Here is a 17,653-nt window from a genome sequence, read left to right as displayed (position 1 = left end):
ATTTGGCGATGCTCAAGACCGCAGAAGAATCCACGCCATGCACCATGTCCAGTCTGTCTGAACCGGACAGCCGTGGGTCAAGCCCGGGCATGACGACCTGCTTTCGTGATGGCGATATGGCTTACTCCGCCGCCTCGCGATGCGCTCGCGCGAGTTGCAGCAACACATCATCCGGCAGGGTTTCGATCGGCGTGAAGTCGCGATGCGCGATGTACTCGGGGCGCGTCGGGGTGCGGATGTGGTTCGAGACGGCGTTCAGCGTGAGATACACGATCTTGCGCGGGTAGGGCGTGATGTTGCCGGCGGAGCCGTGCACAAGATTGCCGTGGAACATCAGCATGCCGCCGGGCTTTCCGGTTGGCGCGACGATGCCGCCTTCCGCGACCAGCCGCGTCACCGTGGCCTCGTCCAAGGTCCACAACGGATAGGACGTGGTCGCGAGATCATGCGAGGCCTCGAGATCGCCGGCATGCTGGCTGCGCGGCACCAGCATCAAGGGGCCGTTGATCGGCATCACCTCGTCGAGGAAGATCGCGATGTTCATCGCGCGCGGCTCCGGCATGCCGTCGTCGCGCTTCCAGGTGCCGTAGTCCTGGTGCCATTGCCAGACATCGCCGGTGAAGGCCGATTTGGCGTTGATCTTGAACTGATGCATGTAGAGTTTCTCGCCGAAGATCTGCTCGATCGGCTCGATCATGCGCGGATGCGCGGCCAGCACGCGGAAGGCGTCGTTGTAGAGGTGGGCGGCAAACGCCGTGCGCGGCGCGCCGCTCTTCTCGCGCCAGACCTCGGGCCTGTCGGCGGCATAGATCGCCTCCGCCTCGCGGGCGAGGAACGCGGTCTCCTCCGGGCTGAACAGCTCGGGCAGGAACAGCCAGCCCTCGCGATTGAAGAATGCAATCTGCTCCGGCGTCAGCTTCATGGCCTTCTCCCTCGCCTTGGTTTCCTCGGATGAGGCGCCCGCTCTTTGCGCCGGGCTGCCCCTGTGCCGTGCTCCCATCCTTTCGGCCTGCCGATGGGCATCACGGCGCTTCCGCTGTCGACATTGGCAGAATCCGGGTGGATCGCAACATTCTCCAAGCCTAATTTGACTGGCAGATGATACGGGGCAGAGCGGCGATGGAGTCCGTCATGTCAGAGCACAGCTTTGCGATTTTCGAAACCGCGATCGGCCCTTGCGCGATCGCATGGGGAGCGCGCGGCATCAATGCGGTGCAACTGCCGATGGGCGGCGTCGCGCAGATCCGCATCCGGATGCAGCAGCGTTACGACGGCATCGGCGAGGCCGACCCGCCGCCGCATGTGCGGCGCACCATCACGCGGATCACGGCGCTGCTTGCCGGAGAGCCGGATGATCTCAGCGATGTCGACCTCGATCTCGACGGCGTCAGCGCGTTCCAGCGCGGCGTCTACGAGATTGCGCGCCGGATCCCGCCGGGCCGGACCCTGACCTACGGCGATATCGCCAAGCAGCTCGGCGGAGTCGAGCTGTCACGCGAGGTCGGCCAGGCACTGGGGCGCAACCCGTGCCCGATCGTGGTGCCCTGCCATCGCGTGCTCGCGGCCGGCAACAAGCCCGGCGGCTTCTCCGCCAACGGCGGTGTGGAGACCAAGCTGAAGATGCTGGCGATCGAAGGCGCCGCCGTGAACTATACGCCGAGCCTGTTCGATTGATGCGAAAGCGCGCTGCGGACGCCAGGCTCGGGCGTCAGACCGCCTCGCAGGCGAAGGCACTGCCCTTGCGCCTGATGCGGCCGACCGAGGGCGACGGGAAATGCGCCGTGCAGCACAGCGTCGCGGTGTCGCAATAACGCTCCAGGAACGTTCGTCGCGTGACAGCCGCCTGTTTCGGGTCGACGTCGAACTTCGGTGACAGTTCGGGAAGCCCGAGCTGCAACGGCGTGTGGATCAGGTCGCCGGCGAACACCGCGTCGTCTCGGCCCTTGCCCACGGCGATTGCGACATGGCCGGGCGTATGCCCCGGCGTCGGCAGCAGGCGGATATGATCGCCGATCGAGAATTCGTCGCCGACGATGTCGGCGCGCTTGGCCTCGACCACCGGCAGCACGCTGTCGGCGAATGGAGGCACCTCGGCCTTGGCGTTCTGCGCCACCCAGTAGTCATATTCGCGCTGCGCGAAGACGTAGCGCGCATTCGGAAAGGTCGGCACCCAGCGGCCATTGTCGAGCCGCGTGTTCCAGCCGACATGATCGGTGTGCAGATGGGTGCACATCACGACGTCGATGTCGTCGACCGAGACGCCGGCGGCTGCGAGCGCCCGCATATAGCTGTCGTCGCTCTTCATGTTCCAGACCGGCCGCGCGCGCGGCTTGTCGTTGCCGATGCAGCTGTCGATCAGGATGGTGTGATGAGGCGTCCTCACCACGTAGGACTGAAAGCACAGGATCAGCGTGTCCTGCGCATCGAGCGCGCCGGCCGCCTGCAGCGCGCTGTCTGCCGCCAGCATCTCCGGCGTCAGCTCCGGAAACATCTCGCGCGCCGGCAGGAACGTGGTTTCCTGCTCGATGATGCGATGAATGGTCGTGTCTGCAACCGAGAATGTCAGCGTCACGGCAGCTCCTGTTCGGGGATCAAGCCGCCGGCGGCACCGAGATCTTCACCGATTCGCGTTCGAGCATCTTGTTATGGAACGCGTCGAGCGCCGGAAACGCCTTGCGCCAGCCGCAATCGGCGAAGCGGAAATCGGCATAGCCGAGCACGCAGACGAGGCCGATCGCGGCGACGTCGAACGGGCGCGTCATCAGGTCGCTCTGCGCATTGAAGCGCGCCATGCCCATCCAGGCTCTGTTCCAGTGGTCGTCGGACCAGGCCTGCCAGCGCAGACCCTCCGGGCGCACCAACGCCTCGTAGCGGCACAGCAGCATGGAATCGAGCATGCCCTGCAGCATCGAATGCTCGCTCTTGACCTTCCAGCGCGACGGGCCGGAGGCGGGGATCAGCTTGTTGCCGCCGGCGAGCTCGTCGAGATATTCGACGATCACGTAGGAATCCAGGATGACGTCGCCATTGTCGAGGATCAGCACCGGCAGCTTCTTGAGCGGCGTGATCTTCGAATATTCCTCATTGGCCTGACCCGGCACCACGGCCGCAGGCACGAACTCGATTTGATCGATCAGTCCGAGCTCGATGGCGGCGATGCGCACCTTGCGGGCGAACGGCGAGGCGGGCGAAAAGGTGAGTTTCATCGGCGTCTTCCTGTTGGCTCGATGCGGATTGTTATCCGTCATTGCGAGGAGCGAAGCGACGAAGCAATCCAGAGCCGCGCGTGACGCCCTGGATTGCTTCGCTTCGCTCGCAATGACGGTGAGGTGACGTTACGCCTCGATGATCTCCTGGCGCTGCTCGCCGAGGCGCTCGATGCCGAGCGTGACGACGTCGCCGACGTTGAGGAAGGTCGGCGGCTTCATTCCCATGCCGACGCCGGGAGGCGTGCCGGTGGTGACGATGTCGCCGGGCAGCAGCGTCATGAACTGCGAGACGTAGGAGATGCACTTGGCCATCGAGAAGATCATCGTCGCGGTGGTGCCGGTCTGGCGGCGCTGGCCGTTGACGTCGAGCCACATCGACAGGTTCTGCACGTCCGGGATCTCGTCCTTGGTGACGAGCCACGGGCCGACCGGACCGAACGTGTCGTGCGACTTGCCCTTGGTCCACTGGCCCAGGCGCTCGATCTGGAAGTTGCGCTCGGAGACGTCGTTGCAGACGGTGTAGCCGGCGACGTGGTTGAGCGCCTCGGCCTCCGAGACGTATTTGGCGCGGGTGCCGATGATCGCGGCGATCTCGACCTCCCAGTCGAGCTTGGTGGAGCCGCGCGGCTTCTCGACCTGGTCATAGGGACCGCACAGCGCGGTGTTGGCCTTCAGGAAGAAGATCGGCTCGGCCGGGATCGGGTTGCCGGTCTCCTTGGCGTGGTCGGAGTAGTTGAGGCCGATCGCGACGAATTTCGAGATGCCGGTCACGGGGGCGCCGAGCCGCGGCTTGCCGGCGACGGCGGGCAGGGAGGCCGGATCGAGCGCGGCGAGCTTCTTCAGGGACTCCGGCGCATAGGCCGCACCGTCGAGGTCCTTCACATGCGCGGACAGGTCGCGCAGCTGGCCGGATGCATCGATCAGGCCCGGCTTTTCCGCGCCCTTCTCGCCGTAGCGAACAAGCTTCATTGGTTTCTCTCCCTCAATTCCTTGGTATTCCAGAGCCCTGTCATGGAGCATGGCGGGGCGAAATTCAACCTCGCGGGCTATGCGCTGCCGCGGCCCGGCACTGCCTGGAAGCGGAAGGTGGCGCCGTTGCGCCGGATATGGCCGGCATCGAAATGGCCGCCGATCACCAGCGCCTCAGTGTCGGCGAAGCGCGAGAACAGCGCCCGGCGCGTGGCGGCCGCCTGCGCCGGATCGGAATCGACCGTCGAACTCCAATCGAGATGCGCCATCTGGCAGGGATGGTGGGCGACGTCCCCGGTCAGCACAGCCTCCGCTCCCTCCGAGCGGATGTGCAGGCTGACATGACCCGGGCTGTGCCCCGGCGTCGGGATCAGCGTGATTTCGTCGGTGATCACATCCTCGCTTCCGACGAGCTCCGCGCGTCCGGCCGCGACGATCGGCTGGACGGAATCGGCGAAGGTCGCGGTCTCGTCGGCGGCCTCGCTGTGATCGCGCCAATGCTCATATTCCGCGCGGCCGAAGACATAGCGCGCATTGGGAAAGGTCGGCCCCCAGCGGCCGTCGACCAGCTTCGTATTCCAGCCGACGTGGTCGACGTGGAGATGCGTGCAGATCACCATGTCGATGCTCTCAGGCGGAAAGCCGGCCGCGCTTATCGTCTCGAGGAAGGGCATGGTCCGGTTGTTCCAGATTGGCACGCTGCGGCCCTGCTTGTCGTTGCCGAGCCCGGTGTCGACCACGATCCGCATCGTCGGTGTTTCCAGCACCAGGGTGTGGATCGACATCTTCAGCCGACCTTCATCGGTCGCAAAATCGGGCGTGAGCCAGGACAGCTCGCGGATCGTCTCGGGTGTTGCCTGCGGCAGGATGAAGCGGGTGCCGCCGACGGTCTCCAGCTCGACGAATTTGGTGATCCTGACCCGGCCGATCGTCCAAGACATGCGCGCTTCCTCGTCTTATTCTTGATGCCGGTAACGATGCCGCGCGGCTTGTTCCGGCGCAATGGATCAACTGCCCGGAACAGGCGTTGCTGCAGTCCGTCCATGAGGAGAACGCCATGCCAGAGCTGACGATATCGCCCGAGAAGGTTGCCTTCCTGATCGAAAAGGCGCGCGAGTTCGACGTCAAGGAGCAGGCGACCGATGAGGATTCCGGCTCGAATGCCGCCGATGACGACATGGTCGACGTGCTCCAGGACAGCGGCGATGATCCCGTGGTGCGCGAGATCACCGGCTTCATCAACGCGATGACCGAGGATGAGCAGACCGATCTCGTCGCCTTGATGCGGCTCGGTCGCGGCGACGGCGATATCGACGAGTGGGACGAGCTGCGCCGCGAGGCCGCCGGCCAGCGCGACCGCCACACCGCGCGCTATCTGCTGGGCGAGCCGATGCTCGGCGACCTGCTGGCCGAGGGCCTCGATGCGTTCGGCATCGACTGGACCGAAGGCCGCACCACGGCGGATTCGTCGAGCCCGAGCCAGCGCGACGAGGACGAGATCACGAAGCGGTAGGTCTTTGCAGATCAGGGCAGGCAACTACTACGCAATAGTGACCGCAGGCTTTCCAGCTAAGAGTCGAGCGCTCTCCGCGACGCCGGTGCGCTCCCTCTCCCCGTTCTTCACGGGGAGAAGGGTGGGGTGAGGGGCAGCGGCACGGGAGGTGTCAGAGGGCAACGCTCCGGGAGTGTTCGTGGTGAGGCCTGTACCCCCTCACCCGGATCGCATTCGGCGATGCGATCCGACCTCTCCCCGCACGCGGGGAGAGGCGCAGAGCGAGCAAGTCGCGAGAGACCTCTGCACTCCAACGTTTCCCGCAATACGCCGCTTACAGCGTGCCCGGGAACGCGCCGCCGTCGAGCAAAATGTTCTGGCCGGTGATGTAGCCGGCCTTGGCGGCGCACAGGAAGGCGCAGGCGAGGCCGAACTCTTCGGGATCGCCGAAGCGTCCGGCGGGATTGGTCTTGGCGCGGTCGGCCAGGATCTGCTCCGGCGTGACGCCGCGCTTTTCGGCTTCGCCCTTTGCCGTGGAGAGCAGGCGGTCGGTCTCGAACGGCCCCGGCAGCAGCGCATTGATGGTGACGTTGTTGATCACGGTCTTGCGCGACAGGCCGGCGACGAAGCCGGTGAGGCCGGCGCGGGCGCCATTGGAGAGGCCGAGAATGTCGATCGGCGCCTTCACCGCGGCCGAGGTGATGTTGACGATGCGGCCGAACTTGCGCGCCATCATGCCGTCGACGGTCGCCTTGATCAGCTCGATCGGCGTCAGCATGTTGGCATCGAGCGCCTTGATCCAGTCGTCGCGGGTCCAGTTGCGGAAATCGCCGGGCGGCGGGCCGCCGGCGTTGTTGATCAGGATGTCCGGGTCCGGGCAGGCCTTCAGCACCGCGGCGCGGCCCTCCGGCGTGGTGATGTCGCCCGCCACTTCCGTCACGGTGATGCCGGGATTGGCCGCGCGGATCTCGGCCGCGGTCTTGGCCAGCGTCTCGGCGCCGCGCGCCGTGATCGTGACATGCACGCCCTCATTGGCGAGCGCGATGGCGCAGGCGCGGCCCAAACCCTTGCTGGAGGCGCAGACGATGGCGCGGCGGCCCTTGATCCCGAGATCCACGATTGATCACTCCGATATGTCAGTGAGGCTGAAAGGAAGATGGGCGCATTCTAGCCAACGGCATTGCCGCTGATAAGAGCAGCCGGCCTGTGCCGAATTGCATGGCTCGCTATGACGGGAGAGACGCCGCCGGGTCGGTCAGATGCGCCGTTCCTGCTTCAGCCGGTCGATCAGGCTTGCGACCTCCGGAGGCAGCGAGCGGAAGCCCTTTGCGCCTGCGAGCGAGAGCAGCGGACGCAGGCGTGATCCGTCGAGGAAGCGCGGCTGGCGCTCGGGAGGAACGATCCTGTCGAACACCAGCACCAGCGTGGTCGCGACCATGCCGGTGCGGACCGCGCCCAGCAGCGCGCCGCCGAGCCGGTCGCCAAAGCCGGCCTCGGAACCGATTGCCTCGTCGAGCAGGATGCGACCGATCTTGCCCAGCGCCATGCCGATCACGACGAAGGCGGCGAAGAACTGCAGCCAGTTCTGGGCCAGCGGAGTGCCGTGCGCGTCTTGCAGCTGCGGGCTCATCGCTGCGACCGCCCCCATCGCCAGCGGCATCGCGAGCAGGTAGGCCAGAATCGTGATGGCGCTGCGCAACAGCCCGGTCGAGAAGCCGCTGTAGACGGCAACCATCAGTGCGGCACAAGCGGCGAGGTCGAAAGCGTTCATGGTTGCTCCGCCGCGGTTGTAGGCCGCGCCCGGTAAACGATTCCGGTTTGCGCTGCTTCAAATCGTCTGTATCAATGCGCCGCAACAAATGAGCAAATCGTGGGAGGAACCATGTCCGAGCTGTTCGACGTCAGCCGCGAGGTGATCCTGATCACCGGCGCGAGCCAGGGTCTCGGGCGGCAGTTCGCCCGGGTTCTATCGGCGCATGGCGCCGCCGTCGCGCTCGCGGCACGCCAGACCGGCAAGCTCAAGGCGCTGGAGGCGGAGATCAGGGCGAGGGGCGGTCGCGCTGCCGCCGTGGAGATGGACGTGACGAGCATGGCGTCGATCGCCAGGGGCATGGACGCCGCCGAGGCCGCGCTCGGGCCCGTCACGGTGCTGATCAACAATGCCGGCATCGCCGTGGAGAAGCTCGCGGTCGAGCAGAGCGAGGCGGATTGGGACGCCGTGATCGGCGCCAATCTCAAGGGCGCCTATTTCGCCGCAACCGAAGCGGCGCGGCGCATGGCCGCGCGCAAGGCCGGCGGCAACATCATCAACATCGCCTCGGTGCTCGGCTTCAGCGTCGTGAAGTTCATCTCGCCCTATGCGATCTCCAAGGCCGGCGTGGTACAGGCGACCAAGGCGCTCGCGCTGGAGCTCGCGGCGAGTGGCATCCGCGTCAACGCACTGGCGCCGGGCTACATCGACACCGACATCAATCACGAGGTCTGGGAGACGCCGGCGGGCGAGAAGCTGATCAAGCGCATCCCGCAGCGGCGCGTCGGCCATGAGAGCGACCTCGACGGCGCGATCCTGCTGCTGGCGTCCAACGCTTCGCGCTACATGACCGGCAGCGTGGTGACGGTGGACGGCGGCTTCCTGCTGACGTGAGGCCCGGCTGATCCGCAGGTTGATTTCCCACGATGGCGAGCGGTCTCAGCCCTTCAGCTCGTCCTTGATCATGTCGGCGGCCTTCTCGCCGATCATGATCGTCGGCGCATTGGTGTTGCCGCCGATCAGGGTCGGCATGATCGAGGCGTCGACCACGCGCAGGCCGGACGTTCCGTGCACCTTCAATTCGGGATCGACCACGGCGAGCGGATCGTCGACGCCCATCTTGCAGGTGCCGACGGGATGATAGACCGTATCGACGCGGGCGCGCAGGATGGCGCGGATGTCGTCGTCGGTCCTGACATCCGAGGTGAACAGGTCACGCGTGGCGAGGCTGCGCATGGCCGGCGTCTCCATCAGCCGCAGCGTCGTCTTGTAGCCGGCGACCATGGTCTCGACATCGTCGGCCTCGCCGAGGAAGTTCGGATCGATCAACGGCGGCGCCAGCGGATCGGCACTCTTCAGTCCCACCGTGCCGCGGCTCTTCGGCCGGAGCAGACAGAAGTGGCAGGAAAAGCCGTTGCCGTGGCGCTTGCGGCCGTGATCGTCGGTGACGGCCATGCCGAAATGCAGCTGGATGTCGGGCACGTCGAGATCAGGCCGCGTCTTCAGGAAGCCGCCGCATTCGGCGAAATTCGAGGTCAGGACGCCGCGGCGCTCGCGGCGATATTGGCCGATGCCCGCCAGCAGCCGGCGCAGGCCTTTCGGCGACAGCGAGGAGAAGTTGGGGTTGTCGGAGGTGTAGGCGAAGATGAAATCCGGATGGTCCTGCAGGTTCTGTCCGACGCCGGGCAGATGATGGATGCTGGCGATGCCGAGCCGCGCCAGCGCGCTTGCATCTCCGACGCCGGAGAGCATCAGCAATTGCGGGGTCTGGAACGCGCCGGAGGCGAGGATCACTTCGCGGCGGCAACGGATCTGCTTGACCTCCTTGCCCTGGCGGTACTTGACGCCGACGGCGCGCTTGCCCTCGAACAGGATCATCGACGCATGGGCCGATGTCTCGACGCGCAGGTTGCTGCGGCTGCCGATGTGCGGCTGGATGTAGGCCCGTGCCGCGCTCCAGCGCTCGCCATTGGCTTGCGTGACTTGATAGAGGCCGAGCCCTTCCTGCGTCTCGGCATTGAAATCGTCGCGGACCGGAAACTGCGCTTCGCGCGCCGCCTGGAGAAAGATGTCGTGTACGGGATTGTCGGTGCGCAGCCGGTTGACCGGCAGCGGTCCCGATTGGCCGTGATACGCGCCGTTGAACTCGGCATTGTTCTCGGCGCGCTTGAAGTAGGGCAGCACGTCGTCATACGACCAGCCGGTATTGCCGAGGGAAGCCCAATGATCGTAGTCGGCGCGGTGGCCGCGGATGTAGACCATGGCGTTGATCGCGGAGGAGCCGCCGAGCCCGCGGCCGCGCGGCTGATAGCCGCTGCGCCCGTCCAGGCCTCTCTGCGGCACGGTGGTGAAGGACCAGTTGTTGACGGGCCCCGCGACCATCAGGAACAGCATGTAGGGCGTTGTCACGATCCAGTTGTCGTTGCGCCCCCCGGCGTCGAGCAGCGCGACGGATGTCGCCGGATCTTCCGACAAGCGGCCGGCAACCGTTGCGCCGCCGCTGCCGCCGCCCACGACGATGAAATCGACCTCGTCCGTCACGTGCTGTCTCTCCCTGATTTGCTTTTTTATTTGGTCGTCATCCGGGGCGCCGCGCGCCCCGGAATGACCGAACGGGTCAGCTCAGAAACCGCAGCAGCTTCTCGATGCGGGCGATGCTGGCCCCATAGGGCGGATAGAGATCCTTCATGCGGTTGAAGGGCGAGCGGTAGAACACCGGCTTCAGCTTGCTGAAGCTGTTGAAGCCCCATTCGCCGTGATAGTGGCCGATGCCGGAGGCGCCGACGCCGCCCATCGGCTGATTCATCTGCGCAAAATGCAGAAGGCAGTCGTTGATGGTGACCCCGCCGGAGACGGTGCGCGCCAGCACCGCGTCGCGCGCCGCCGCGTCGCTGCCAAACCAGTACAGCGCAAGCGGCCGGTCGTGGGCATTGATGTGGCGGATGACGTCGTCGGATTGCCGATAGGGCATGATCGGCAGCAGCGGGCCGAAGATCTCCTCCTGCATGATCGCCATGTCCGCGCTCGCACCCGTCACGATCGTCGGCGGAAACTTCCGCAGTTTCTTCCAGGCCGGATCCTCCGGGCTGGTCGTGCTCAGCGTCCTGGCGCCGCGCGCGATCGCGTCGCGCAGCAATCCTTCCAGCCGGGCATAGTGCCGCTCGGAGATGATCGACGTGTAGTCGGCATTGGCCGGGTTGGTGCCGAACATCCGCAGCATGTGCCGGTGCAGCTTGCTCGCGAATGCGTCCGCGTGCTGCTCGGGCACGAACACGTAGTCCGGCGCGATGCAGGTCTGGCCGGCGTTGAGCAGCTTGGCATAGGCGATGCGCTCGGCGGCTTCGTCGATGTCGGCGGAGACGTCGACGATGGTCGGCGACTTGCCGCCGAGCTCGAGCGTCACCGGGGTCAGGTTGCGTCCGGCGGCCTCGGCGACGATGCGACCGACGCGGGTCGAGCCGGTGAAGACCAGATGATCGAAAGGCAGCGCGGCGAAGGCCTCCGCGACGCCGTCCTCGATGCCGGTGACGATGAGCTGGGTCGGGTCGAAATTCGCCGCGATGAGCTCCTTCAGCAGCGCCGAGAACTGCGGCGTCAGCTCGCTCGGCTTGATCATGACCCGGTTGCCGGCGGCGAGCGCGCCGATCGCAGGCGCCAGCGTCAGCTGCAGCGGGTAGTTCCACGGCGCGATGATGCCGACCACGCCGAGCGGCTGCGGCATCAGGCGGTTGCGCGCCGGCCAGAACTGCAGCGCGGTGGCGATGCGTCGCGGCGCCATCCAGCGCGGCAGCGCCTTGAGCGTGTGCTTGATCTCAGCCTGCAGGAACAGCGTCTCGGCAATCGTCGTCTCGACCGCGCAGCGGTGGCCGAAATCGGCTGAGATCGCCTGCTCCAGGCGGGTCTCATTCTCCGACAGCATGGCCCGCAGCCGCTTCAGGCCGTCCAGCCGTGCTGCGAGGGCGGGCGGAGGCGCATTGCGTGAGGCTTCGACCTGCGTGTGGAACGCGTTGTCGAGCGCCGAGAGGGCGGGGCTCTTCAGGGACTGGTCCATGGACGTCTCCTCGCGTGTAGCGCGGCCGCGTGCAGGGCCGTCATTCTGGTTGGCTTAAAGCTGCCGCGTTGCGGAACCCTTGGCAAGCGCGGCGTCGGTTTCGCACCGCCTGGCGCGCGCGTGGAGCCGATCCATTTGGCGGCGAGTGTCGTCGGTCCCTGCCGCCGCCCTTCGAGGAACTTTTTCCTTGTCCCCAGCCCGCGCCGTGCCCCTGGTCCCGGCCGGCAAACAGGCCGCCACATAAGCGTCTGTCATATCGATGTAATTTCTGAAATGAGTCCCGCGACAAGCGGTGTCACAATCCGGCAAAAAAACTTCCCGAAAGCCCTTTCCAAACCGGCCTCGCATTGGTACATACCGCCCGCACCCGACGGCCGGCTAGGCCAACGGGCTCAAGCCTTCTCAGGAAGCCTTTGGGATGGATCGGCAGCGCCTCAGGTGTCTGCCAGGACCGCCCGGCACTTCCCTGAAGGTGACGCACAAGTTAACGCGGGGTGGAGCAGCCCGGTAGCTCGTCAGGCTCATAACCTGAAGGTCATAGGTTCAAATCCTATCCCCGCAACCATTGAGACCGACACTCCCGTAGCCGATGAGGCTGCGGGAGTTTTGGTTTGTGCCTCTGCATCCCTGTTTCATCCCCGTAAGCTGCTGTGCAGCTGAGGAGGACGGTGCCGCCTCGTGAAGCGCGGCGTCGGACGATCCGAGGATTATCAGGGGGACTGCGCTCCAGACGGCCACTGGGAGTGGGCAGTCAATTTGCGAAGCTTGCGTTGAACTGAAAGCGTCGAGGGAACGGACGAAATCCACGGTCCGCTTGCCTGCGGCACAGCGTCATTGGCCAGGCGTGGGAGCAAGTTCGCACCTTGCGCGAGCGTAGCCGCCCGTCACGATGTCAGACGCAGCAGGTTGCGCACGGCAGGGCGCCATTCGCCGGTCATGGTGTATTCGAGGCCGAGACGTGCGCCGCAGGTGATCGCCAGCATCGTCAGCGGTGCCGAGACCGCCAGCGTCGAGAAGGCCGAGAGGCCCTGTCCGATCGTGCAGCCCATCGACATGATGCCGCCGGTGCCCATCAGCAGTGCGCCGGTCATGTGACGCTTCAGCTCGCGCGCGTCGTCGCAGGCTTCCCAGCGGAAGACGCGCGAAAACATCGCCGCGACGAACGAGCCCAGGATCACGCCGGCGACCGAGCCGATCGCGAAGTCGGCGTGCGTGCCCGAAAGCGTGGCGATGTAGAGCACGGTGTTGCCGAGCGGGGCAACGAAGGTGAGGGATGCCACGCGCGCCGGATCGAAATCGTCATTGCCGAGCCAGCTGGTGGCGAACCAGCCGAACGCCACCGCGAAGCCCACGGCGAGGCCGGATAGCAGCAGGCGCGGCGATCTCACGAGGCGCCCGTCGGCCAGTGCCCAGGCCGCGAGCGCAACTGCTGCGACGGATACGGTCAGCGGCCGCGCATATGAGCCGAGTGCGGACGACAGCAGCGCATCCATGCCCTGGGTCATGGTCTCGGGCAGGCGGATGGAGAGCGGCTCGATCAGCGAGATGCGCAGGAATCCTGTGAGCCCGCGCATCGCGGCCAGGGCCGACACGCCCAGCACCAGGAACACGACGATGGCGCGCAGGTCGCCGCCGCCGATCCGGACCAGCGTGCCGAAGCCGCAGGTGCCGACGAGGGCCATCCCGATTCCGAACAACAAGCCGCCGATGATGGCGCCGCCGAGCGGAATCGAGGATGTCAAATAGATCGAGCGCGACAGGTCGATCAGGCCGAAGCTGGCGAGCAACTGGGTTGCGACCAGCGCCACCGCGGCCGCGAGCGCGAACGATTTGAGCCGGCGGGTATCGGCGCCGAAGAACGCGTCCTCCAGCATCGCGAGCGTACAGAAGCGGCCGGCGCGGCCGGCGACGCCGAGGACGGCGCCCGCGAGCAGCCCACACATGAACGTCAGTGCTGACGGGCCGAGCATTCCTCTCCGACGTCCTCGTTGGTTTCCCGGTATTGTGCTCCAGGAACGGCGGGGACGCCAGACCTCTTGCGCCGCTACAGGGCGCGCCGATGCGAAGCCCGAGACCGCGAGGGCGAACCTGTCAGCGGCGGCGCTTGCGGACCGGCTCGCAATAGACGTCGTAGATCGCCGTCAGGATCTTGCGGACATCTTCGCTCGCAAGGCTGTAGTAGATCGTCTTGCCGTCGCGCCGCGTCGTGACCAGCCGGTCGAGCCTGAGACGGGCGAGCTGCTGCGAGACGGTCGACTGCCGCTCGCCCAGGAACTGCTCGAGCTCGGTGACGGATTTTTCGCCTTCGGCGAGGATACAGAGCAGCAAAAGCCGGGACTCGTGGGACAGCGCCTTCAGCATCTCGCTGGCTTCCCGCGCCTTCTCGATCATCTGCTCGAGCTCGGCAGAGGTTTCGATGTCCTTCAAGTTCGGCAGCGGCATGAATTCGGGATCCCTCGGTTGGCGTCAGGAGCGGGCCGGCGCCCCGCTTGTAGCATTCATTATACGACCCAGCATCCCAAAGAAAAACGCGTCGCCGGGATAGCCGCGGATGCGTCCGATCTCGCGGCCCTGATCGACCACCACGAAGGTCGGGGTGAACGCTCCCGGATCGATACCGGACAGGTCCGTCGGCAGCGGCTTGGCAAGGTCGACCCGTCGCAGCGGCAGCGCGCGCCCCTCGTCGGTCTTGTCGTAGATCGGACCGATTTCCGCGTTGAAGCGGGCGCACCAGCCGCAGCCCGGACGTTCGAACATCACGAGCTCGGAGGCGAAAGCCGGCGACGAGAGGCAAATGCCGGTCACCACCGCTCCTGCGAGCGTTGCGAATCCGCGCGATGCAGTTCTGCTGGTCATGCCGAGATCCTCTCTGGACTTGTCGGCCAATCTATCATTAAATTCGAATATGTACTAGTGCGCGATTTCCGAATCCTGCCCGGCAGGCCGGGCACGCAGCGCTGGCCGACCGGGAGGAAAGATGGATCTCGACGTCACGCTGGGCGCCGCGCTGGCCGCGGGTCTGTTGTCGTTTCTGTCACCGTGCATTCTGCCGCTGGTCCCGCCGTTCCTGTGCTACATGGCCGGCGTCTCGGCGGCCGACGCGATCAGCGAAACCAGCATGGCCCAGCGGCGGCGGACGGTGCTGACGGCGCTGTGCTTCGTCGGCGGTTTTTCGCTGGTGTTCGTCGGTCTCGGCGCCACCGCCTCGGTGTTCGGACGGTTCATCGCCGGCCATCTCAGCCAGCTCGGCATCCTCGCCGGCCTCGTCATCATCATGATGGGGCTGCACTTCCTCGGGGTGCTCCGGATTCCGCTGCTGTACCGGAGCGCGACGATCGACGTCGGACGCAAGCCGGCCGGCCTGCTCGGTGCGTTCGTGATGGGACTGGCCTTCGCCTTCGGCTGGACGCCGTGCGCGGGGCCGGTCCTGGCCGCCGTGCTGATGATGGCCGGCGCGGAGGCGACGGTGGGGAAGGGCGCGCTGCTGCTCGCCGCCTACTCGGTCGGGACCGGCATCCCGTTCCTGATCGCCGCTGCCTTTACGGGGCAGTTCATGACCATGCTCAAGGGCATCAAGCCGCATCTCCCCCTGGTCGAGAAGACGATGGGCGGCTTTCTCGTCCTGACCGGCGCTGCCTTTCTCGCCGGCGTGATCCCACGGATGTCGGAATGGATCTTCGAGCGCTTTCCGTCGCTCGCCACCATCGGCTGATCAGCCGAAGCGGAAGTCCAATAGATTGACGAAGGACTGCAGTTCGATCTCATAGCGATGCACCAGGCCGGCGTCGCTCTCGCGCGCAGCGCGGCCGATCTCGTTGGCACTCGTCGTGGCGCCGTCGATCAGGCGGCGGAATTCGGCCTGGCTCGCCACGTCGGGCGTGGCGAGGCCGTTGCAGCGTTGCAGCCGGTCGCGCAGCGCTGTGCCGGCCTGGACGACCTCGCCAGACTCGGCCTTGCCCGCTGCGAACCGCGCCGCGGCGTTGCGCAACGCGTCCATGACGGGTGACAGGTCGAACACGCAATCACTGAGCTCGACCACGCCGGCGTCCTGCCTCAGGGCGTGAAGCGACCGGCGCAACGCGGCAATGGCCGCCGCAGCGCGTGCCCCGTCACCTGCGGTCAGCGCTTCGTCCGCCTGCTTCAGGCGATCGTTGCCGGTGGCGATCAGCTCTGCAAAGGATCTGGCCGAATAGGGCGCATGGGAGCGCTCGGCGAGCCGGCTGAGCCTGCCCCAGGCGATCCGGGCGTCGTCGAGCTCGATCTGCGCCAGGCCCACATTGCCGGTGCGGCCATAGCTCGCGGCTGTGCGCAGGCTGGCCATCGCAGAGTGCATGAAGGCAGCAACATCCGCGTTCCCTTCGGCGTGCCCACGGACGCCATGCGTGAGGCATGACAGCACGAGCGACAGCATGATGACGCGGCGCAGCATCGAATGTCCTTTTCACATTCTATTATTCGAATATCATGTATCGAAATTCCGTGGACTTGGCAAAGTGGACTTGGTGCCAGTGACTTGGCAAAGCGCGCGAGCAGGCTGATGACGACGAACCGGACAATGACACGGCGCAATCTGGTTGCGCTGCTGCCTGCCGCGGCGGCCGTCGGCCTGGCCTCAGCGCCGGCGCAGGCCGACGCGGTGCTGGGCGACGACGGGCTCTATCACCAGTCCTGGTTTCTCAACAGCTTCCTGGACCTGCGCGAGGATCTCGAAAGCGCGGCGTCGGAAGGCAAGCGGCTTGCGATCATGTGGGAGCTGCGCGGCTGCCCGTATTGCCGCGAGACGCATCTGGTGAACTTTGCCGATCAAGAGATCACGGACTACATCCGTGCCAATTTCGAAGTGCTGCAGCTCAACCTGCTCGGCGCGCGCAAGGTGATCGACTTCGACGGCAAGGAGCTCACCGAGAAGGAGCTCGCCGAGCGCTACGCGATCCGCTTCACGCCGACGTTCCAGTTCTTTCCGCCATCGGCCGAGGGCGTCTCTGCGAAGGAGCCGCTCGCGCGCGAGGTGGCGCGCGCGCCGGGCTATCTCAAGCCGCCGCATTTCCTCGCAATGTTCCGCTTCGTGCGCGAGAGGGCCTATGAGCGCGGCACATTCCGCGACTATCTCGCTTCGACCAAGGGTTGAGTGCACTGCGGCATCGAAATACGCTTGACACCAATCACATTATCAAATCATAATTCTTGAATATGATGGATCGTAAGTCCGTCGTGTCATCGTAAGGCGAGGGGACGCCTCGTCGGTCAGGGTGGAAACATGCGCCGTTTGATTCCGGCCGCCTTGCTGTGCGTGTTGCTGTCGGCAACCGCGCGAGGTGACGAGCCGATCAGGCTCGATGTCGTCGACTATGCCATTCCGAAATCGCTGACGGGCGCGCCCGGCAATGCCGATGCCGGCAAGAAGGTGTTCTTGACGCGGACGCTGGGCAATTGCCTCGCCTGCCATCAGGTGTCGTCGCTGAAGTCGGAAGAGTTTCACGGCGAGTTCGGTCCGTCGCTCGACGGCGTCGCGACCCGCTACAACACGGCGCAACTGCGCCTGATCGTCGCCGATCCCAAGCGCATCTTCACCGACACGGTGATGCCCGCCTTCTACAAGAACGACGGACTCAATCGCGTCAGGCCTGAGTTCGTCGGCAAACCCGTCCTCACCGCCGCGCAGGTCGAGGACGTCGTCGCCTATCTCGAAACATTGAAATAACCGCCTCTGGAGGATGATGCATGGGCGCAATCAACAGACGACAGGCGTTCCTTCTCGGCGGCGGTTTCGTCGCTTTGACGGTGCTGCCGATGGCCGCCAACGCCGAGCCGAGCAACGACGCGGCCGAGATGATCAAGAAGTTCACCGGCGGCAAGGAAGCGGCCAAGGGCAAGATCACGCTCGATCTGCCTGAGATCGCCGAGAACGGCAACACCGTGCCGCTCGCGCTCTCGGTCGAAAGCCCGATGACCGCCGAGAACTACGTCAAGGAAGTGCTGTTCGTGGCCGACGGCAATCCGAACGGCGGCGTCGCCACGCTGATGTTCACGCCGATGTCCGGCAAGGCCGAGGCGTCGATCCGTATCCGTCTGGCGCAGACCCAGAACGTGATCGCGGTCGCGAAGATGAGTGACGGTTCGCTCTTCACAGAGCGCAAGACCGTCAAGGTCACCATCGGCGGCTGCGGCGGCTGAGACAGGGA

General features: G+C 65.7%; 20 protein-coding genes and 1 tRNA gene. 8 read left to right on the top strand and 13 right to left on the bottom strand.

Annotated elements, in window-relative coordinates:
• Window positions 1–121: 121 nt before the first annotated feature.
• Window positions 122–922, bottom strand: a complete 801-nt coding sequence (locus ACQR10_RS14230) for a phytanoyl-CoA dioxygenase family protein (RefSeq protein ID WP_316183598.1) — start codon at window positions 920–922, stop codon at window positions 122–124.
• Between the two features lie 209 nt (window positions 923–1,131).
• Here ACQR10_RS14230 and ACQR10_RS14225 point away from each other — a divergent pair, with 209 nt between their 5' ends.
• Entirely contained in the window at window positions 1,132–1,674 is a 543-nt protein-coding gene (locus ACQR10_RS14225) for a methylated-DNA--[protein]-cysteine S-methyltransferase (protein ID WP_315805516.1), read from the top strand.
• A 34-nt stretch (window positions 1,675–1,708) separates the two neighbouring features.
• Here ACQR10_RS14225 and ACQR10_RS14220 read toward each other — a convergent pair whose 3' ends face one another.
• From ACQR10_RS14220 to ACQR10_RS14205, 4 genes are all read right to left on the bottom strand, one after another.
• On the bottom strand, window positions 1,709–2,572 hold the full coding sequence (locus ACQR10_RS14220) for an MBL fold metallo-hydrolase (protein ID WP_316217975.1): 864 nt from the start codon (window positions 2,570–2,572) through the stop codon (window positions 1,709–1,711).
• 19 nt (window positions 2,573–2,591) lie between these two features.
• Entirely contained in the window at window positions 2,592–3,206 is a 615-nt protein-coding gene (locus tag ACQR10_RS14215; RefSeq protein WP_316217974.1) for a glutathione S-transferase family protein, read from the bottom strand.
• Between the two features lie 129 nt (window positions 3,207–3,335).
• Window positions 3,336–4,178, bottom strand: a complete 843-nt coding sequence (locus tag ACQR10_RS14210; protein WP_315805513.1) for a fumarylacetoacetate hydrolase family protein — start codon at window positions 4,176–4,178, stop codon at window positions 3,336–3,338.
• Window positions 4,179–4,255: 77 nt separating this feature from the next.
• Window positions 4,256–5,119 (bottom strand): MBL fold metallo-hydrolase, encoded by an 864-nt coding sequence (locus tag ACQR10_RS14205; protein ID WP_316183595.1) that lies wholly within the window; start codon window positions 5,117–5,119, stop codon window positions 4,256–4,258.
• 116 nt (window positions 5,120–5,235) lie between these two features.
• On the opposite strand from ACQR10_RS14205, the gene ACQR10_RS14200 reads away from it, so the two are divergent.
• Window positions 5,236–5,691, top strand: a complete 456-nt coding sequence (locus ACQR10_RS14200) for a DUF3775 domain-containing protein (protein ID WP_315805511.1) — start codon at window positions 5,236–5,238, stop codon at window positions 5,689–5,691.
• A gap of 313 nt (window positions 5,692–6,004) precedes the next feature.
• Here ACQR10_RS14200 and ACQR10_RS14195 read toward each other — a convergent pair whose 3' ends face one another.
• Both ACQR10_RS14195 and ACQR10_RS14190 read right to left on the bottom strand, forming a co-directional pair.
• Window positions 6,005–6,787: an SDR family oxidoreductase gene (locus ACQR10_RS14195; RefSeq protein WP_315805510.1), complete on the bottom strand. Its 783-nt coding sequence runs from the start codon at window positions 6,785–6,787 to the stop codon at window positions 6,005–6,007.
• A 138-nt stretch (window positions 6,788–6,925) separates the two neighbouring features.
• The gene (locus ACQR10_RS14190; protein WP_316183594.1) at window positions 6,926–7,441 is read right to left on the bottom strand and encodes a CvpA family protein; all 516 of its coding nucleotides are present in this window, start codon (window positions 7,439–7,441) and stop codon (window positions 6,926–6,928) included.
• 111 nt (window positions 7,442–7,552) lie between these two features.
• On the opposite strand from ACQR10_RS14190, the gene ACQR10_RS14185 reads away from it, so the two are divergent.
• Window positions 7,553–8,314, top strand: a complete 762-nt coding sequence (locus ACQR10_RS14185) for an SDR family oxidoreductase (RefSeq protein ID WP_316217973.1) — start codon at window positions 7,553–7,555, stop codon at window positions 8,312–8,314.
• Between the two features lie 45 nt (window positions 8,315–8,359).
• On the opposite strand, the gene ACQR10_RS14180 is transcribed toward ACQR10_RS14185, so the two are convergent.
• Together ACQR10_RS14180 and ACQR10_RS14175 are read right to left on the bottom strand one after the other, a co-directional pair.
• A complete protein-coding gene (locus ACQR10_RS14180) occupies window positions 8,360–9,961 on the bottom strand; it encodes a GMC family oxidoreductase (RefSeq protein WP_315805507.1) in 1,602 nt (533 codons plus the stop codon).
• Between the two features lie 76 nt (window positions 9,962–10,037).
• Window positions 10,038–11,471: a coniferyl aldehyde dehydrogenase gene (locus ACQR10_RS14175; RefSeq protein ID WP_316217972.1), complete on the bottom strand. Its 1,434-nt coding sequence runs from the start codon at window positions 11,469–11,471 to the stop codon at window positions 10,038–10,040.
• Window positions 11,472–11,959: 488 nt separating this feature from the next.
• On the opposite strand from ACQR10_RS14175, the gene ACQR10_RS14170 reads away from it, so the two are divergent.
• Window positions 11,960–12,036: transfer RNA gene (locus ACQR10_RS14170), tRNA-Met, on the top strand.
• 319 nt (window positions 12,037–12,355) lie between these two features.
• On the opposite strand, the gene ACQR10_RS14165 is transcribed toward ACQR10_RS14170, so the two are convergent.
• From ACQR10_RS14165 to ACQR10_RS14155, 3 genes are all read right to left on the bottom strand, one after another.
• Window positions 12,356–13,441 carry a YeeE/YedE family protein gene (locus ACQR10_RS14165; protein WP_315805489.1) on the bottom strand — a complete coding sequence of 362 codons (1,086 nt, stop codon included), beginning with the start codon at window positions 13,439–13,441 and terminating at the stop codon, window positions 12,356–12,358.
• Window positions 13,442–13,562: 121 nt separating this feature from the next.
• Window positions 13,563–13,913, bottom strand: coding sequence for an ArsR/SmtB family transcription factor (locus ACQR10_RS14160; RefSeq protein ID WP_315805488.1), 351 nt, complete (start codon window positions 13,911–13,913; stop codon window positions 13,563–13,565).
• Between the two features lie 24 nt (window positions 13,914–13,937).
• Window positions 13,938–14,327 carry a thioredoxin gene (locus ACQR10_RS14155; protein ID WP_316217983.1) on the bottom strand — a complete coding sequence of 130 codons (390 nt, stop codon included), beginning with the start codon at window positions 14,325–14,327 and terminating at the stop codon, window positions 13,938–13,940.
• Window positions 14,328–14,448: 121 nt separating this feature from the next.
• Here ACQR10_RS14155 and ACQR10_RS14150 point away from each other — a divergent pair, with 121 nt between their 5' ends.
• Window positions 14,449–15,183 (top strand): cytochrome c biogenesis CcdA family protein, encoded by a 735-nt coding sequence (locus ACQR10_RS14150; protein ID WP_316217971.1) that lies wholly within the window; start codon window positions 14,449–14,451, stop codon window positions 15,181–15,183.
• Here ACQR10_RS14150 and ACQR10_RS14145 read toward each other — a convergent pair whose 3' ends face one another.
• Window positions 15,184–15,900, bottom strand: a complete 717-nt coding sequence (locus ACQR10_RS14145) for a hypothetical protein (protein ID WP_316217970.1) — start codon at window positions 15,898–15,900, stop codon at window positions 15,184–15,186.
• Window positions 15,901–16,026: 126 nt separating this feature from the next.
• Between ACQR10_RS14145 and ACQR10_RS14140 the strand changes: the two genes are divergently transcribed.
• The 3 genes from ACQR10_RS14140 (at window position 16,027) to soxY (ending at window position 17,645) form a co-directional block, all read left to right on the top strand.
• The gene (locus tag ACQR10_RS14140) at window positions 16,027–16,599 is read left to right on the top strand and encodes a thioredoxin family protein (RefSeq protein ID WP_316217969.1); all 573 of its coding nucleotides are present in this window, start codon (window positions 16,027–16,029) and stop codon (window positions 16,597–16,599) included.
• Window positions 16,600–16,728: 129 nt separating this feature from the next.
• Window positions 16,729–17,172 (top strand): sulfur oxidation c-type cytochrome SoxX, encoded by a 444-nt coding sequence (gene soxX / locus ACQR10_RS14135; RefSeq protein WP_315805484.1) that lies wholly within the window; start codon window positions 16,729–16,731, stop codon window positions 17,170–17,172.
• Window positions 17,173–17,192: 20 nt separating this feature from the next.
• Entirely contained in the window at window positions 17,193–17,645 is a 453-nt protein-coding gene (gene soxY, locus ACQR10_RS14130; RefSeq protein WP_315805483.1) for a thiosulfate oxidation carrier protein SoxY, read from the top strand.
• The last annotated feature ends 8 nt before the right edge of the window (window positions 17,646–17,653 follow it).

This window comes from Bradyrhizobium sp. HKCCYLRH2060, from assembly GCF_051168135.1.
Lineage (GTDB): Bacteria > Pseudomonadota > Alphaproteobacteria > Rhizobiales > Xanthobacteraceae > Bradyrhizobium.
Note: the sequence above shows the minus strand (reverse complement) of the source record. Positions and strands in the feature narration are given on the sequence as shown.

Coding starts and splice junctions, on each gene's coding strand:
- ACQR10_RS14150 (WP_316217971.1), top strand. CDS start 14,449: ATGGATCTCGACGTCACGCTGGGCGCCGCGCTGGCCGCGGGTCTGTTG.
- ACQR10_RS14165 (WP_315805489.1), bottom strand. CDS start 13,441: ATGCTCGGCCCGTCAGCACTGACGTTCATGTGTGGGCTGCTCGCGGGC.
- ACQR10_RS14145 (WP_316217970.1), bottom strand. CDS start 15,900: ATGCTGCGCCGCGTCATCATGCTGTCGCTCGTGCTGTCATGCCTCACG.
- soxX (WP_315805484.1), top strand. CDS start 16,729: ATGCGCCGTTTGATTCCGGCCGCCTTGCTGTGCGTGTTGCTGTCGGCA.
- ACQR10_RS14215 (WP_316217974.1), bottom strand. CDS start 3,206: ATGAAACTCACCTTTTCGCCCGCCTCGCCGTTCGCCCGCAAGGTGCGC.
- ACQR10_RS14155 (WP_316217983.1), bottom strand. CDS start 14,327: ATGACCAGCAGAACTGCATCGCGCGGATTCGCAACGCTCGCAGGAGCG.
- ACQR10_RS14210 (WP_315805513.1), bottom strand. CDS start 4,178: ATGAAGCTTGTTCGCTACGGCGAGAAGGGCGCGGAAAAGCCGGGCCTG.
- ACQR10_RS14190 (WP_316183594.1), bottom strand. CDS start 7,441: ATGAACGCTTTCGACCTCGCCGCTTGTGCCGCACTGATGGTTGCCGTC.
- ACQR10_RS14185 (WP_316217973.1), top strand. CDS start 7,553: ATGTCCGAGCTGTTCGACGTCAGCCGCGAGGTGATCCTGATCACCGGC.
- ACQR10_RS14230 (WP_316183598.1), bottom strand. CDS start 922: ATGAAGCTGACGCCGGAGCAGATTGCATTCTTCAATCGCGAGGGCTGG.
- ACQR10_RS14205 (WP_316183595.1), bottom strand. CDS start 5,119: ATGTCTTGGACGATCGGCCGGGTCAGGATCACCAAATTCGTCGAGCTG.
- soxY (WP_315805483.1), top strand. CDS start 17,193: ATGGGCGCAATCAACAGACGACAGGCGTTCCTTCTCGGCGGCGGTTTC.
- ACQR10_RS14200 (WP_315805511.1), top strand. CDS start 5,236: ATGCCAGAGCTGACGATATCGCCCGAGAAGGTTGCCTTCCTGATCGAA.
- ACQR10_RS14160 (WP_315805488.1), bottom strand. CDS start 13,913: ATGCCGCTGCCGAACTTGAAGGACATCGAAACCTCTGCCGAGCTCGAG.
- ACQR10_RS14140 (WP_316217969.1), top strand. CDS start 16,027: ATGACACGGCGCAATCTGGTTGCGCTGCTGCCTGCCGCGGCGGCCGTC.
- ACQR10_RS14175 (WP_316217972.1), bottom strand. CDS start 11,471: ATGGACCAGTCCCTGAAGAGCCCCGCCCTCTCGGCGCTCGACAACGCG.
- ACQR10_RS14225 (WP_315805516.1), top strand. CDS start 1,132: ATGTCAGAGCACAGCTTTGCGATTTTCGAAACCGCGATCGGCCCTTGC.